Genomic DNA, 13,894 nt, shown 5'->3' on the forward strand with positions numbered 1-13,894 from the left:
GGCTTGGTCCCGCGCGACCGCGACCTCCCCCGCCTTCTGGCACGCAGTTTGAGAGGCTGCTGCTTTTCCACCGCACATTCGGAACGCAATGAAACTGGCTCGCCTGATCGATACCACCCGCTGCATGGGATGCCGCTCTTGCGTGGCCGCCTGTGCGGTCGAGAACTTCTTGACGCCCGAGGCGCCTTGGAACGTCATGATCGAGACCGAGGTCGGAACCTATCCGAATGTGTTTCGGACCTTCACGACAATGAACTGCATGCACTGCGAGGAGCCGCCGTGTCAGGTTGCTTGTGACGGGGTGGGCGCCTTCGCGATCACCAAGAACGATTTCGGTGTCGTGCTCGTTGACTATGACAAGTGCATCGGTTGCGGCTATTGCGCGGCGATCTGTCCTTACGGCGTTCCGCAATTGAATCAAGAGGTCGCCAACCTGATCCCGGGCAAAGGGCCGACGCCGCCCGAGGCGATCCCCGATGCCGAGCGTCACTGGACCCACCGCAAGCGGCCCAAGGTGGTCGAGAAATGCACCTTTTGCTGGCACAAGCTGGAGAAGGCGATCGCCGCCGGCAAGGCCGATCGCATCGGCATCGACTTCGAGTATACGCCGAGCTGCGACCTGGTCTGCCCAGTGGATGCGCGGCTGTTCGGCGACCTGGACAATCCCGAGTCGGCCGTAGCCAAAGCGATCGGCCAGGGTAAGGCGACGCAGTTGAAGCGTGAGTACGGCACCGCGCCGCAGGTCTTCTACGTGCTGGAAGGGGGTGAGCGATGAGGCCGAGCCGCTGGATCATCGGGTGGCTGGCCGCGGCAGTGCTCGGCATCGCACCGGCAATGGCCGAGGATCCGCCGAGTACGGACGACGAGCCCTGGTACGGCAAGTCGCCGCTGGGCGCCGGTTTGCTGTCGGACCTGATCCAAGAGGGCGACATCTCGCTGGGCGAGGACTACACGATGGAGGTCGGCGGACGCTTCCACCGCGTGCATGCAAAGCTGATGGCGATTGCTTGCGAAGGCTGCCACGCCAATGTGAAGTTCCCTGCGGACCTGCAATACCTGCGGAGCGAGGAATTCCCGATCGCAGCCTATCCGGGCGCCGTCGATCGCGGCATCTGCCTCGGTTGCCACCGCGGCAGCGGCGCACTGGCAACGCCGTTCTATGTGATGCCGGGGCAATAAACATGGCTCATCTCGGCACAATCCGGACACCCTTTCGTGCTTGGATGCGGTTGGCCGGGTCAGTCGCGGGCGTTGCCGCCATCAGCGTGACGGGCGTCACGGCAAGCGCACAGGCACCCGACTCGACGACGCGCGGTGCCATGCCGGCGGACCCGGCGACCGTCGCGATGGTCCGGCAATGGAACGGTGAGTGCGTCGCGTGCCACACCGAACAAGCGCTGCTGTTCCCGCCGAAGGCCGGCATGGACCTCGATCGACTCGCCGACGCGCTGATGGACCCGTTCGCATTCAATCAATCACAACATGGAGGAATGGCCTGCAAGACCTTCCATGGCAAGGGTTTTCAGGACTATCCGCACGACAAACAAGCGGGTGATGCGATCCTCGGTTGCTCGGAGTGTCACGCAAAGGAAGCCTTTCGAATCCAGTCCCAACTCGATCGGAGCGTCCATGCGCGTAACCTGAGCGACCGGTTCTCATGCACCAGCTGTCATGACCCGCACGTCGATCGCGTTGCCCGAGACCTCGCCGATGCCCGCCAAGTGGTCGCACAAGACAACGGCAAGTGCCTGGAATGCCACAACTCCGACGAACGCTTCGCGGAGCTCGGCGTAAGCTTGCCCGAGGCCAGGACGCGGCCGGACATCGACACGATCCACGAATGGCTGCCCAACACGCAGCGCCACTGGCAGGCGGTACGCTGCATCGAATGCCACACACCCGCGTCCACGCACAGCACGATTGCGGTCAATCACCAGATCCTCGACGCCGAGCAGGCCGAGCGCAACTGCACGGTCTGCCATTCCCGAGACTCGTCTCTCAATCTGCGACTCTATCGCTGGCAGACCGAACGAGAGGCCAGCGAGCTGGGCTTTCTCAACAGCGCGATCCTCGGCGACAGCTATGTGATCGGGGCCACGCGCAACGTCTATCTCGACCAACTGGCGTACTGGCTGGTCGGGCTGCTGCTGGCCGCACTGGCCCTGCACGGCGGCCTGCGCATCATCGGTGCCCTTGTGCGTAAGAGGAAAGGCTCATGAGCGACCGCGTCTTGATCCTGCCGTTGTGGATTCGGCTCTGGCATTGGAGCAACGCCGTGCTGATGATCGTGCTGACGATCACCGGCATCAGCCTGCACTTCGCCGATCCCGAGTCGACCTGGCTGGTACCGTTCGAGATCTCGGCCCGCGTGCACATCGTCGCCGGGCTCGCGCTCGCGATCCTCTATGGCTTCTTCGTCATCGCCAACGCTTGGAGCGGCAACTGGTGGCAGTACGTACCGAAGCCGCAGGGTTGGCGCGACCGGGTAGGCAAGCAGATGCGCTTCTACTTTCGGGGCATCTTTCACGGTGAGCCGCATCCCTACCCGCCGACGCCACAGGCCAACTTCAATTCCCTACAGCAGCTCGTGTATTGGATTGTCATGTATCTGTTCATGCCGATCCTGGTCGTCACTGGCCTCATCTTCACCTGGCCCGACCTTGCCCCACGCCGGGTCTTCGGCATGGACGGGCTGGTTTCGGTGGCCGTAATCCACTACCTTGCCGGCCTCGTGATCGTGCTGTTCATGCTCTCCCATATCTACCTCGCGACGACCGGAGAGCGCGTCGGCAGTCTCGTGCGGATGATGATCACCGGCTGGCATGAGCACGAGAAGCGCTGAGCGGCCGCGACCGCGATTAGCGCCGATCAACCCGGTTCGATTGGTCGCCGCCGCGATCGGCGTAACGCCGCATCCGCGTGCGGAGGCACTCATCCCTATCGCCGCCGCGCCGGTGGAAAAAGGGGTCACCTGCCTGGCAGGAGCCCGTAAACCTGGAGGGATTCAGCGTGGCGGACTATCTGAGCTGCGGTCCGGTTAAGACGGACCCGGTCCAATGCCTGAAGCAAGTTGCGCTGGAGCCCGGCCGGTATCTTGATCGAACCTTGTCTCAAGGACTCTCGGGCGGCGAGCGCCGTCGCATCGAGCTGGCGGCCGTGCTGAGCCTGAATTCGCGGCTGGCCATCCTGGACGAACCCAATGCCGGCATCGATTCGGCATTGCTGCCATACATCGAAAAGGCGATCCCGGCCCTGCGCGAGCGCGGTGCGGCAGTCCTCCTGGCCTGTTCAGCACACCCGATGCCGCCCGCCATGCCATGACCGCCCGGATCAGGATCCTGCCCAGCGCTCAGTTGACCGATGACGAAGCCCACTATCACGGCACATCCGGCATGATCGAGGTGATCCCCCGGGGGCCAAGGTCCACGTCGGGCGGAGGGCCTGCTATGTGAGTGATTTTTCGCTGGTTCACGGACGGGTCGGAAAACTTGCCGTCGACTATTGGGTAACCGTCGCGGACGAGGGTGTCGCAGAGCTCACCAGCAAGGTGTTCGGACACTCGAACGATGAAATCCGTATCCGCGAAAACGTGAGTCTCGACGGCGCGCGTGCGCGTGGTCTCGTCAAGACGCGGGTGGCGGTCGAGGATGAGGCCAGTGCCGCGCGGAAGCTCGTTCCTAACTCCGCCCAGAGGGGCACGTGGCGCGGAGCGCCAGGAGGCGCCCTGAACCTCGATGGGACCTCCGAGGCGGGAACGGGGTTTCGCATCCGGGTGCTTGACGAGCTGGTCGTCGACGATGAAGACACCTGGCTTGCGCAGACACTGGTGTCGAGCCTGGAATCGCGACCGCCGCCCAACCACGCTTACAATGGAACGAGACTGGATAGTCAGCGACAACGACGACACGCCGCATAACAGGACAACACCATGCCCGAGCACTTCAACGACCAAGGCTTTCTGCCCTTGAAGATTGCCGTCCTCACGGTCTCCGATAGCCGTAGCGAAGACCAAGATACCTCGGGCCGACTGCTGGTCGAACGCGCCGAGGCCGCTGGACACCAGGTCGTCGCCAAGCAGATCGTGCCGGACGACATCTATCGGATGCGCGCCGTCTTCTCGACCTGGATCGCCGACCCCGAGATCCAGGTCGTCCTGAGCACCGGAGGCACCGGCGTCACCGGCCGGGACAGCACGCCGGAGGCCGTCGCCCCGTTGCTCGACAAGCCGCTCGAGGGCTTCGGGGAGCTGTTCCGGAGCTTCTCGCTCGAAGAGATCGGCACCTCCACATTGCAGTCGCGTGCGCTCGGGGGGCTCGCCAACGGGACCTTCATCTTCTGTCTGCCGGGCTCGAGCGGGGCCTGTCGAACCGCCTGGGATCGCATCCTGCTGGCCCAGTTGGACAGTCGCACCCGGCCGTGCAACTTCGCGCAGCTCATCCCGCGCTTGCTGGAGCGTTGACAATGACGATTGATCCTTGCGGCTGTGATGCACCCGGGCGCGCGTCGTTGACCAAGGAGCAGGCGCTCGAGCGGCTGATTGAGCGCGTCGAGCCCATCGGCGAGACCGAGACCGTCTCGATTGCCGAGGGACTCGGACGCGTCCTGGCCGAGCCGGTCAAGAGCACGATCGACGTGCCCGCCTGGGACAACAGCGCAATGGACGGCTATGCGATCCGGCATGCGGATCTGGACCCCTGCGGGGGGCGACTGCGCGTGGCTCAGCGGATCCCGGCCGGCTCAGCCGGGAGCGCACTCGAACCCGGCACCGCGGCGCGGATCTTCACGGGTGCGCCGGTCCCGGAAGGCTGCGACACCGTTGTCGTCCAGGAGATCTGCGAGACCGAGGAGGACTGGGTCCAAGTCCCGCTCGACTGCAAAACCGGCGCGAACATCCGCCGCAGCGGCGAGGACATCCGGGCCGGTGCCGAGGTCATCGCCGCGGGCACCCGTCTCGCCCCGCAGCACCTTGGGCTCGCGGCCTCGATCGGCGCCGCGCGGGTCCGTGTCTATCGACGTCTGCGCGTCGCCGTCTTCTCCAGCGGCGACGAGTTGGTGATGCCGGGTGAGTCGCTGGGACCCGGACAGATCTACAACTCCAACCGTTTCATGCTCTTCGGGTTGCTGGAGCGACTCGGCTGCGAGGTGGTGGATCTGGGCATCGTGGAGGACACCCCCGCAGCCACCGAGCAGGCGTTGATGCAGGGTGCGGCACAGGCGGACCTCATCGTCGGCAGCGGAGGCGTCTCGGTCGGCGAGGAGGACCACATCAAGGCCGCGCTGGAGCGCGTCGGTACACTCGAGTTGTGGAGTGTTGGGATCCGCCCCGGCAAGCCGCTGGCCTTCGGGCGCATCGGTACGACGCCCTTCATCGGCAATCCGGGTAACCCGGTCTCGCTGTTCGTGACCTTTTGTCTCTTCGGCATCCCGGTGATCGGACGGCAGCAGGGTATCGCCGGGGCTCTGCGTCCCCCGAGTCTTCGGATCCGTGCGGGTTTCGACTGGCCACGCCCCGACAAACGTCGTGAGTTTCATCGGGCGCGCGTTCAAACCGGAGGGGACGGCACGCCGGAGCTGGCCGTTTTCCCGAGCCGCTCGTCCGCCGTGCTCTCCTCCGTCGCCTGGGCGGATGGCCTGGTGGAGATTCCGGAGAATCAGGTCATCCGCAAAGGCGACCTCGTGGACTTCATCCCATTCTACGGCCTCTTCGGCTGAACCGCGTTCGGCGGGACATGGATAGGGCGGAGGTCGGATCGTTCTCCCCCGGATCTAGTAACCCGGGGACGCGGTTCAGGTGAATAGGGTTTTGTTAGGCGGGTCATTCCTGATGGCGGTGTGAACTTGTAACTGCAGATGTTTGGGCCGAAAGAGAGTATGGCCGGATCGTCGGCGGCTTAGAGTAGGGGACGGATGTATGATCGATATCCTGTATTTCGCTCGGCTCAGAGAGAGTCTTGGACTGGCGCGGGAGCAATTGGATCTCTCGCAAAACATCGACTCCATCGCGGATCTCCTCGCGCACCTGCGTAGCCGCGGCGAACCCTGGTCAACGACGTTGGGCGAAGGCGAATCCGTCCTGGCGGCGGTGAATCAAGAGATTGCCCGGCTGGACACGACGATCAAAGACGGCGACGAGATCGCACTCTTCCCGCCGGTGACCGGCGGATAGGGCAGGCACACGATCGATTTGTCATAGTCGGCGAGCGCGGCGGGCGTGCTTTGTACGCCAACGGGGTTCGCATATAACTCCGGCCAAGTCGGCATGTGGCGCGGAGCGCCAGGAGAAGCGTGACACCGCCGGAACGGTGTCACGAGGCTGCGGCACGGGTTCCCCCGGTCGTTTGGCTCGCCACGGAAGTCGCCGCGTTCCAGCGTCAAGTCCGGAGTGTGGCGTCGGAGACTTTGAACCCGGCGTGGTAATCATTGTAACAAGTCATCCGCGAGCTGTTCCATGCCGGAGCGGTACATGCCACTGGCGGCCTTCCCGGCCTCATTCTCCCGTTTCACGGGGATCGGCTATGGTCTCTTGCTCTCGGCAAAGCCGTTCGACTTCCCCGAGGTGGGCGCTTCGACCGCCACGGTCCCTTCGGCCGCAGCCTCCTTATTAGCTTGGAGACGGTCAACGCGGCGCTGCTCGGCGTGGACGCCCACGACTGGACCCGCCTGGCCGATGGCCTGGTCGCAACGCGTCTGCTGGAGACAGAGGATGCCGCACGGATCCACCACCTCTGGCGGTAAGGCCGGCTGATCGCCAACACCGACATGCACCCGGGGAATCTCATATTGCGAGACCTGGCCGAACGGGTGTAGCCGCGAGCGCCTTTCCACGCTCTACCCGGATTGCGGTGTACGCTGCGCCGAGCAACCCTACACGGAAGCTCGAAGTGCAGTCACAACGCGATCATCATTTGTTCGGATAGACATGAGCGTCATTGGGGACGACCTTGTAGGAATAGCCGAGGTCCCTCCATGCGGTAATACCGCCCGGCGCACGGTAGACGTTCGTGTAGCCGAGCTGCTTCGCCCAAACGGCGGCGTTGTGGGAACGCCCGCATTTGGTGAATCCGCAGTAAATCACAATCTTCTTATCCAGATCGGGACCCAATACCGCGCGAAAATCATCCTGCGACGGTGCACCGTCGGTCACGTCCTCTTCCCACTTGCCGACGTGATTGGACTGAAAACCGAAGTTCACGGCACCCTCGACATACGCCATCTCGAACTCCCATTTCGGATGCGCATCGAGAAGCACGAAGTCCTCGTCCGCATCCAACATCAGCTTGACCTCTTCCATCGTCACAAGCTGGTATCCGCCTTTAACCGTTTCGTTGGCGACCTTCAGCGCGACGGCTTCGACGTCCGTCTCGTTCAGGATACTGGTCATGGCGTAGGCGTTGGGAAGGGCCAAGGCAAGGCAGCCTAGAAGGCCAGCTAACAGTGCGCGATTCATGGTATCTCCTGGTGGTTTGCTTTGATTGACGGGCAGGAGAAGCTAGCATTCGGGCTCGGCAAAAAACATGATCATGATTAGGCGGGGTTTTTCGATTCGGCCGATGATCAAGTGCACATCCCGAGCAGCGACATGGACACGTCGTCGCCAACCTGACGGAACCGCCTCTTGACATCGCTTGGTCCGGGCAATGAAATCACGCGCCGGAGCGCATTGGCCTCGGACGGAAGACTTGCCGAAGGTCGAGGGTCACGACTGTCGACGCGAACCCGCGCGCCGAGCACGGGCTCCCGGATCGATCCCAGCCTGGATCCCGGATCGAATCGCGCTCCCTGCACCGTTACTGCCGGCGTGTGACGCCGTAGCGCTTCATCTTCTGCCAGAGTGTCTTGCGGCTGATGCCGAGCCGCGCGGCCGTTGCGGTCATGCTGAAACCCTGCTCGGCCAGCGCGGCCTCGATGGCCGCGCGCTCGCTGGCTTGCGCCTGTGCCTTCAGACCCGTCTCCATCGGTGCATTCCGTACGTCATCCAGGGCGAGCCGTTCACCTCGCCCCAGGATGCAGGCACGTTCAAGCGAGTGGTGAAGCTCGCGTACATTCCCCGGCCAGTTGTGCTGGAGAAGGCGTTCGCGGTCCTCGGGCGTCAACACCCGCAGCTCCTGCGGCACGCGTCGACCGTAATCGGCGACGAACCGCTCGGCGAGCCAGAGGATGTCTTCGGGACGCTCGCGTAAGGGCGGGATCCGGATCTCGAGGACGCGGACGCGATAATAGAGATCCTCGCGAAAACGTCCCTCGCGCACGAGCGCCGCCAGATCCTGGTGTGTCGCGCAGACCAGACGCGCCGGGACCTCGACCGGCTCGCTTCCGCCGACACGCGTCAGCTGATGACCCTGGACCACGCGCAGCAGCCGCGACTGAAGTGCGAGCGGCATGTCGCCGATCTCGTCGAGGAAGAGGATGCCGCTGCCCGCCTGCTCGAAGACACCGGCACGGCGGCGGTCGGCACCCGTGAAGGCACCCTTCTCGTGGCCGAAGAGCTCGGCCTCGATCAGGGTCTCGGGCAGGGCCGCGCAGTTGACCGCAACGAAGGGGGCATACGGACATTGAAGACGATGCAGGTGACGTGCAACCACCTCTTTGCCGACGCCGGATTCCCCGCCGATCAGTAGCGGGGTTTGGGCATGGCGTGCCATCCTCGCAAGCTCGCCGGCGAGGTATCGCATCGACGCGGAGATCCCGAGCGGTTCCTCGCCCTGCGTGTCTTGTCCGGCACCCGCCACGCCGGCGAGCGCCCGGAGCTTCTCGATCAAGGCCGTCGGATCAAGCGGCTTGGTGAGATAGTCCGCGGCACCGAGTTTGAGCAGGCGCACGGCATCCTCGATGGTCCCGTAGCCGGTGATGAAGAGACTGGGCGGGATGCGGACACGCTCGTCGAGGAGCCGAGCGAAAAGGTCCGCTCCGGAGAGATCGGGCAGATTGACATCGATGACGGCAAGGTCGGCCCCGCCCGCCGCCAAGGCGCGCATGCCGGCGCCGCCGGTGCGATGCCAGATGACGGCGAAGCCTTCCAGCTCGAGGCGCTGCATCAGGGCCTCGCCCATGATGGGATCATCTTCGATCAGGCAGACACGGATCATGCCGGGGACTCCGCTGTCAGCGGCAAGGCGACCAGAAACCGCGTGAGCTCGCCCTGCGTTTCGGCCCGAATGGTGCCGCCGAGCTGCGAGACGATCTGATAGCAGACCCAGAGGCCGAGACCCCGCGTGTGCGGACGGCTCGCCGGATAGGGCTCGAACAGATGCAGCAGCTGCTCTGGCGGGATGACTCGACCGCTGTTCTCGATCCGCATCATAAGGAGGTTATCCTGCGTCGTGATCCGAACCCCGACATGTCCGCCGCCTTGTGCGGCCTGAACGGCATTCAACACCAGGTTCAATAGGAGCTGTCGGACCGGTGCCGCAGGGAGGCGGATCGCGGAGTCGCAGGCGTTCTCCCAATTCAGCACAATCCGGGCCTTGACGATGTTGGGCTGAGCCAAGGTCTTGACATCCTCCAGGTCTTCTCGCGTCAGGGTCCGCAGATCCGCCCGCGCCTCGACCAACAGCGCGGACACCGAGGCCTGAATCTGACGCAACGCGCGCTCCAACAGGTCCAAGAGACGTTCGGTCTGCGCTTCGACCGGATGGGCACGCCGATAGGTATCGATGGCCATCAGCATACCACCGAGCGGGTTATTGACCTCGTGGGCGACCCCGGCGGCGACCTGCCCGACCGCGGCCAGACGCTCGGCCTGGATCATCTGCTGCTCCAGGGATTCCTTCTCGGCGAGCGCCGAGAGCATCGCCGCGAACTGCTGCCCGAGGCGCCCGATCTCGCTGTCGCCGTCGGGCAGGGTGCACTGCATCCGGCGCGGATCCTCCCGCCCGACACGCCCCATGCAATCGGCCAACTGCACCAGCGGCCCGACCATGCGTCGCCCCCAGAGCCAACCGACCGGCAACATCACGGCCAGGACCCCGCCTGTCACCAGGACGCCGCCGAGGAGGATCTCGCGAAACCGGGGCAGATAAGGTGCGTCGGAGAGCAGGGCGATGAGCTCGCCGACCTGGGAGCCGTCACTGTAAAGCGGCAGGCGCAACAAGCGGCGGACATCCTCGCGATCGACCGCCGACACGCGTCCGGGCTTCTCGTCGATCACCTGCGGCTGTGCTTGCGGGAGCCACGGCAAGGCGTTCTCGATCGGCTGATCCAGGCGGAAGCGGCGCGGGCGGTTGCTCGCAAAGATCCGGCCCGCCTGGTCGAGCAGGATCCAGACCGCGTCGCCACCGCCATCCGGACCGCGCAAAAGCGAGTAGGCTAACCAGACATCGTCGTTGCGCAACGCCTGGATCTGCACGCCGGCCATTGCGTACCCGAGGGTCAAGGCGTTGCGGCCTTGATCCTCGCGCAGATTCGTCAGGGTCTGCAGACCCAGCGCAACGGCCATCGAGAACGCAGTCACCACGGCCGCAATACTCAGACTCAGCGGCAGACGCAGCCGATAGCTCGACAGCGAAAGGATCACGCGCCGTTTCCTCCAGTCAATCGCCCGGCCATCCGTGCGATGTCGTCATAGAGATCGGGCGTCTCGAGACCGAAGCTGTCGAGATTGAGCTCGTTCAGGAGCGTACGACCGGCTGCATCCTGGACCTGGCTCAAAAGAACGCGCCGAATGGCTTGCCGATCGGGATCGGACAGCGCCGGACCGGCAACGATCGGTGGGAAACCGAATTCCGGCGAGCGCTCCAGCACGCGCGTCCGTGCGGTCAACTCGGGATGACCGCGCGCCAGCGTCTCCCAGACATAGCTATCGACGGCCGCGCCGTCGACCAAGCCTTCGGCCACTGCCTCGACGCTGCGCGGATGTCCCCAGGTGAAGAAGGTTCGCCGAAAGAAACGATCCGGATCCTTGCCGTCGCTGGTGAGTCGAAAGCGCGGATAGAGATACCCCGAATTGGAATCCGGATCGGCCCATGCGAAGAGTCGGCCCTCGAGGTCGTGCAGGCGCTGGATCTCGGAATCGGAGCCGACAATGAAATAGGACTGATAGAGCGGGCGGCCCCGAAAGCGCGGCACCGCAATCAGCTCCAGACGAGACCGGTTCCGGACATAGGGATAGCCGCAGATCCAGGCCAGGTCGATGCGCCCTTGGAGCAAGAGATCCAAGATCTCGCGATAGCGCGAGCGCTGGACGAAGACCACAGGTCGACTCAACGCGCCCTCGATCCAATCCGCCCAGGCATTCAGGAAACCGATCCGATCGTCGAGCACAACGGGCGTCAGGCCAAAGCGCAACGGCTGGCTCGACGCGCGTACGGGATCCGCTCGGCCGCCGGCAAGGCCGATGCCGGCCGCCAGCAGACCGGAGAGAAAGGTGCGGCGTGAGCAGGGAGAGGACGTCGGACGTTTCGCGACGGGCGCCATGCGGGTCGCAGGCGATTTAATCGCCGGAGTCCAACGCCGACGGGTTGAGGACATCCATGGTTTCATCGCCCATACCCATCACGAGCACGCCTTTTGATGTGGCATAGGTGACGATGCTCTGGTCCGGGTAAAGACTGGCCAGCACGCCGATCAAACGCCGATCCTCGAACTCCGGAAAGACATCCGGAAACTCCGACAAGACCCGCAACAGCTCATCGACGTTTGCACTGATCAGACGACTCTTCGTCTGGTTGATCAGGACGAACCCCGGACAGACGAGGAGCGCGTCGTACTCCCGACTATCGCCGTTGAAACGACGGCGCAGACGGACACCGAACAGATCGGGCTGCGGACAGCCCAGAAGATCTCGCGCAACCCGCCGGAGGTTCGGCGCGACGATATCCTCGACCAGGGTCCCGAGACGATTCGCCAGCTCGCCCCATTGCCGATTCATCGACTTGCGGTCGCGCTCCGCCTCTTCCCGGTAACGCAAGGACTCGTTCTTGAAGTCCAGCATCTCGTCTTTGAAGTCCTTCATTTCGTCCTTGAAGGCGCTCATCTCGTCCTTGAAGGAACCCATTTCATCCTTGAAGACGCGCATCTCGTCCTTGAAGGCACCCATCTCGTCCTTGAAGACGCGCATCTCGTCCTTGAAGGCGCCCATCTCGTCCTTGAAGACACGCATCTCGTCCTTGAAGACACGCATCTCGTCTTTGAAAGCGAGCATCTCCTGCTGCAAACGAACCTGGCCGTTGTAGGCCTTATTGAACTCGACACCGACGCTTCGGGTGAAGGCTTCGAGCGCATCCTCCAATCGATCGACGCGATGTTCCAACACGGCGGACATGATGCAGACCCTCGATCGGTCGCTCTGATTTCGACACACTCAGTATGGCGCAGTCGGTGCGTACACACCAACTCGTGCGGCGCCGTCGCTTCCCGTCCCGGCCATGCATCGCGCTCGCCGCTGCGTTTACTTTCGGTAACACCGGCGGAAACGCGTTACGGCCATCCCATCCATTTGTTTTGCTGCGTTTTTTTGGTGCCAACACAGGGAGTCGCGTTACCTTTAGGTAACCCAAACACCGCCCCCGCAGGGACGGTGCTGATCCAGAAACTCTAGTTTTTATGAATTAAATCATTGGCCTGTAAAACTCAGCACGTCGCTCTGGTATGTCGGATGCACTCCAAAGCCCACTGGACCCCGAATCGCCAACCCTCGACCCCATTGAGCACCATTGAAAGGTACGACAAGAATCAACGTGCATCGTCCCGCCCCCCAGCCTGCGCGAGCGCTCGGTCCGACCAACCGTCTCGCCATCCACGCAGACGCTTGCATCCCCGCGCGGTTCCCGGAGATGTCTTGCCGACGCTGCGCGGATGCCTGTCCAACCGGCGCACTGGTCGCGACATCGGAGGGACCCGAGTTGGTCTCCGGCTGCGTGGACTGCGGGCGTTGTGCGTTGGCTTGTCCGACCGAGGCGCTGTCCGTACCCGGATTCGACATCACGCCAACGACGAGCGGCATGATCTCGATCGATTGCTGGCGCGTGCCGCCGAGGCACTCGCCGAGCGGTGCAATGCGTGTCCCCTGTCTCGGCGGACTCTCCACCGCCGTGCTCGCCGAGCTGACGGCCGAGGCCGAGGGACGCCCGGTCGCGCTGCTCGATCGCGGCTTCTGTGCCCGGTGTCAGGCCGGGGGAAGCAAGCATCCGGACGCCCACCCCGCCGAGACCGTCATCGACGCGATCCAACGGCTGCTCGAGGACTGCGGTGTCGCCCCGACCACTTGGCCACGCCTGGTCGCGCTGCCGCTGCCCGCCACCCGCATGGTCAAGGGCATGGGCGAGCCGCTGCTGGAATCTCGGGTCAGCCGACGCGCGCTCTTCACCGGACAAGCGCTTCGGACCAGCCAACCGGCGTCGGGGCCCCGCGCCGCCCCACCGGCCCAAACAACGGGACTCGGCCGTCAACGCCTGCTCGCCGCCCTGCAACGCCTCTCGGCAGCCGAGCAACCCTTGCCCGCACGGCTCTTCCCGAGCCTGACGGCAGGCAGCGACTGCGCCGACCATGGGATCTGCGCCAGCGCCTGCCCCACCGGCGCACTGACAGGCTACGCCGATGACACGGCGCGCGGTCTGCACTTCGATGCCGCCGCCTGCATCGCCTGCGATCTCTGCACCCGACTCTGTCCCGAGCAGGCACTGACGCTCGATGGTTCAGGCGAGACGGCGACCGAGCGGACACCACAACGCCTGACCCGACATGCGATCCGGACTTGCCCGGAGTGCGGTGCCGAGCACAGCAACCCCGAACCCGTCTGCCCGGCATGCCGACGCGATCGAGATTTCGCCCGCAGTGCCTTTTTAGCTTTCGGCCGCCAGCCCCCGGCCTCCAGCCCCCAGCCCGACGCGGGGGAAGCCGGAAGCTGAAAGCCGAGAGCTTACCGCTGGAGGCTGGAGGCAGGAGGCATGCGGCTGGA

16 protein-coding genes are annotated in these 13,894 nt (G+C 64.2%); 11 read left to right on the forward strand and 5 right to left on the reverse strand.

Annotated elements, in window-relative coordinates; all coding sequences use genetic code 11:
* Window positions 1–88 precede the first annotated feature (88 nt).
* The 10 genes from B4N44_RS07885 (at window position 89) to B4N44_RS07930 (ending at window position 6,735) form a co-directional block, all read left to right on the forward strand.
* On the forward strand, window positions 89–775 hold the full coding sequence (locus B4N44_RS07885) for a 4Fe-4S dicluster domain-containing protein (protein WP_296698973.1): 687 nt from the start codon (window positions 89–91) through the stop codon (window positions 773–775).
* The gene (locus B4N44_RS07890; protein WP_296698976.1) at window positions 772–1,179 is read left to right on the forward strand and encodes a hypothetical protein; all 408 of its coding nucleotides are present in this window, start codon (window positions 772–774) and stop codon (window positions 1,177–1,179) included. Before B4N44_RS07885 ends, B4N44_RS07890 begins: the two co-directional genes overlap by 4 nt.
* 50 nt (window positions 1,180–1,229) lie before the next feature.
* Window positions 1,230–2,219: a cytochrome c3 family protein gene (locus tag B4N44_RS07895; protein WP_296698978.1), complete on the forward strand. Its 990-nt coding sequence runs from the start codon at window positions 1,230–1,232 to the stop codon at window positions 2,217–2,219.
* Complete coding sequence (locus tag B4N44_RS07900; protein WP_296698981.1) at window positions 2,216–2,842, forward strand: cytochrome b/b6 domain-containing protein; 627 nt, start codon at window positions 2,216–2,218, stop codon at window positions 2,840–2,842. The genes B4N44_RS07895 and B4N44_RS07900 overlap by 4 nt, the downstream gene beginning before the upstream one ends.
* Window positions 2,843–3,009: 167 nt before the next feature.
* Window positions 3,010–3,321, forward strand: a complete 312-nt coding sequence (locus tag B4N44_RS07905) for an ATP-binding cassette domain-containing protein (RefSeq protein ID WP_296698983.1) — start codon at window positions 3,010–3,012, stop codon at window positions 3,319–3,321.
* 127 nt (window positions 3,322–3,448) lie between these two features.
* Complete coding sequence (locus B4N44_RS07910; protein ID WP_296698986.1) at window positions 3,449–3,916, forward strand: hypothetical protein; 468 nt, start codon at window positions 3,449–3,451, stop codon at window positions 3,914–3,916.
* Window positions 3,917–3,928: 12 nt separating this feature from the next.
* Window positions 3,929–4,459: a molybdenum cofactor biosynthesis protein B gene (gene moaB, locus B4N44_RS07915; protein WP_296698989.1), complete on the forward strand. Its 531-nt coding sequence runs from the start codon at window positions 3,929–3,931 to the stop codon at window positions 4,457–4,459.
* Between the two features lie 2 nt (window positions 4,460–4,461).
* The gene (glp, locus tag B4N44_RS07920; protein WP_296698991.1) at window positions 4,462–5,712 is read left to right on the forward strand and encodes a gephyrin-like molybdotransferase Glp; all 1,251 of its coding nucleotides are present in this window, start codon (window positions 4,462–4,464) and stop codon (window positions 5,710–5,712) included.
* Between the two features lie 199 nt (window positions 5,713–5,911).
* On the forward strand, window positions 5,912–6,166 hold the full coding sequence (gene moaD / locus B4N44_RS07925; RefSeq protein ID WP_296698993.1) for a molybdopterin converting factor subunit 1: 255 nt from the start codon (window positions 5,912–5,914) through the stop codon (window positions 6,164–6,166).
* A 440-nt stretch (window positions 6,167–6,606) separates the two neighbouring features.
* A complete protein-coding gene (locus B4N44_RS07930; protein ID WP_296698996.1) occupies window positions 6,607–6,735 on the forward strand; it encodes a hypothetical protein in 129 nt (42 codons plus the stop codon).
* Between the two features lie 166 nt (window positions 6,736–6,901).
* Here B4N44_RS07930 and B4N44_RS07935 read toward each other — a convergent pair whose 3' ends face one another.
* The 5 genes from B4N44_RS07935 to B4N44_RS07955 form a co-directional block, all read right to left on the reverse strand.
* Window positions 6,902–7,447, reverse strand: coding sequence for a rhodanese-like domain-containing protein (locus B4N44_RS07935; protein ID WP_296698998.1), 546 nt, complete (start codon window positions 7,445–7,447; stop codon window positions 6,902–6,904).
* 340 nt (window positions 7,448–7,787) lie between these two features.
* Window positions 7,788–9,086 carry a sigma-54-dependent transcriptional regulator gene (locus B4N44_RS07940; protein WP_296699000.1) on the reverse strand — a complete coding sequence of 433 codons (1,299 nt, stop codon included), beginning with the start codon at window positions 9,084–9,086 and terminating at the stop codon, window positions 7,788–7,790.
* Entirely contained in the window at window positions 9,083–10,513 is a 1,431-nt protein-coding gene (locus B4N44_RS07945; RefSeq protein WP_296699002.1) for a sensor histidine kinase, read from the reverse strand. Before B4N44_RS07945 ends, B4N44_RS07940 begins: the two co-directional genes overlap by 4 nt.
* Window positions 10,510–11,412 carry a PhnD/SsuA/transferrin family substrate-binding protein gene (locus tag B4N44_RS07950; protein ID WP_296699004.1) on the reverse strand — a complete coding sequence of 301 codons (903 nt, stop codon included), beginning with the start codon at window positions 11,410–11,412 and terminating at the stop codon, window positions 10,510–10,512. The genes B4N44_RS07945 and B4N44_RS07950 overlap by 4 nt, the downstream gene beginning before the upstream one ends.
* A gap of 16 nt (window positions 11,413–11,428) precedes the next feature.
* Entirely contained in the window at window positions 11,429–12,259 is an 831-nt protein-coding gene (locus B4N44_RS07955; RefSeq protein WP_296699005.1) for a hypothetical protein, read from the reverse strand.
* Window positions 12,260–12,674: 415 nt separating this feature from the next.
* Between B4N44_RS07955 and B4N44_RS07960 the strand changes: the two genes are divergently transcribed.
* Window positions 12,675–13,844, forward strand: a complete 1,170-nt coding sequence (locus tag B4N44_RS07960) for a 4Fe-4S binding protein (protein ID WP_296699007.1) — start codon at window positions 12,675–12,677, stop codon at window positions 13,842–13,844.
* Window positions 13,845–13,894: the final 50 nt, after the last annotated feature.

The organism is Thiocapsa sp. UBA6158 (assembly GCF_002423035.1).
Lineage (GTDB): Bacteria > Pseudomonadota > Gammaproteobacteria > Chromatiales > Chromatiaceae > Thiocapsa.

Bases quoted from the DNA above. Each gene is read 5' to 3' on its own strand.
- B4N44_RS07935 (WP_296698998.1), bottom strand. From the start codon at position 7,447: ATGAATCGCGCACTGTTAGCTGGCCTTCTAGGCTGCCTTGCCTTGGCC.
- B4N44_RS07955 (WP_296699005.1), bottom strand. From the start codon at position 12,259: ATGTCCGCCGTGTTGGAACATCGCGTCGATCGATTGGAGGATGCGCTC.
- moaD (WP_296698993.1), top strand. From the start codon at position 5,912: ATGATCGATATCCTGTATTTCGCTCGGCTCAGAGAGAGTCTTGGACTG.
- B4N44_RS07890 (WP_296698976.1), top strand. From the start codon at position 772: ATGAGGCCGAGCCGCTGGATCATCGGGTGGCTGGCCGCGGCAGTGCTC.
- B4N44_RS07940 (WP_296699000.1), bottom strand. From the start codon at position 9,086: ATGATCCGTGTCTGCCTGATCGAAGATGATCCCATCATGGGCGAGGCC.
- B4N44_RS07950 (WP_296699004.1), bottom strand. From the start codon at position 11,412: ATGGCGCCCGTCGCGAAACGTCCGACGTCCTCTCCCTGCTCACGCCGC.
- moaB (WP_296698989.1), top strand. From the start codon at position 3,929: ATGCCCGAGCACTTCAACGACCAAGGCTTTCTGCCCTTGAAGATTGCC.
- B4N44_RS07885 (WP_296698973.1), top strand. From the start codon at position 89: ATGAAACTGGCTCGCCTGATCGATACCACCCGCTGCATGGGATGCCGC.
- B4N44_RS07900 (WP_296698981.1), top strand. From the start codon at position 2,216: ATGAGCGACCGCGTCTTGATCCTGCCGTTGTGGATTCGGCTCTGGCAT.
- glp (WP_296698991.1), top strand. From the start codon at position 4,462: ATGACGATTGATCCTTGCGGCTGTGATGCACCCGGGCGCGCGTCGTTG.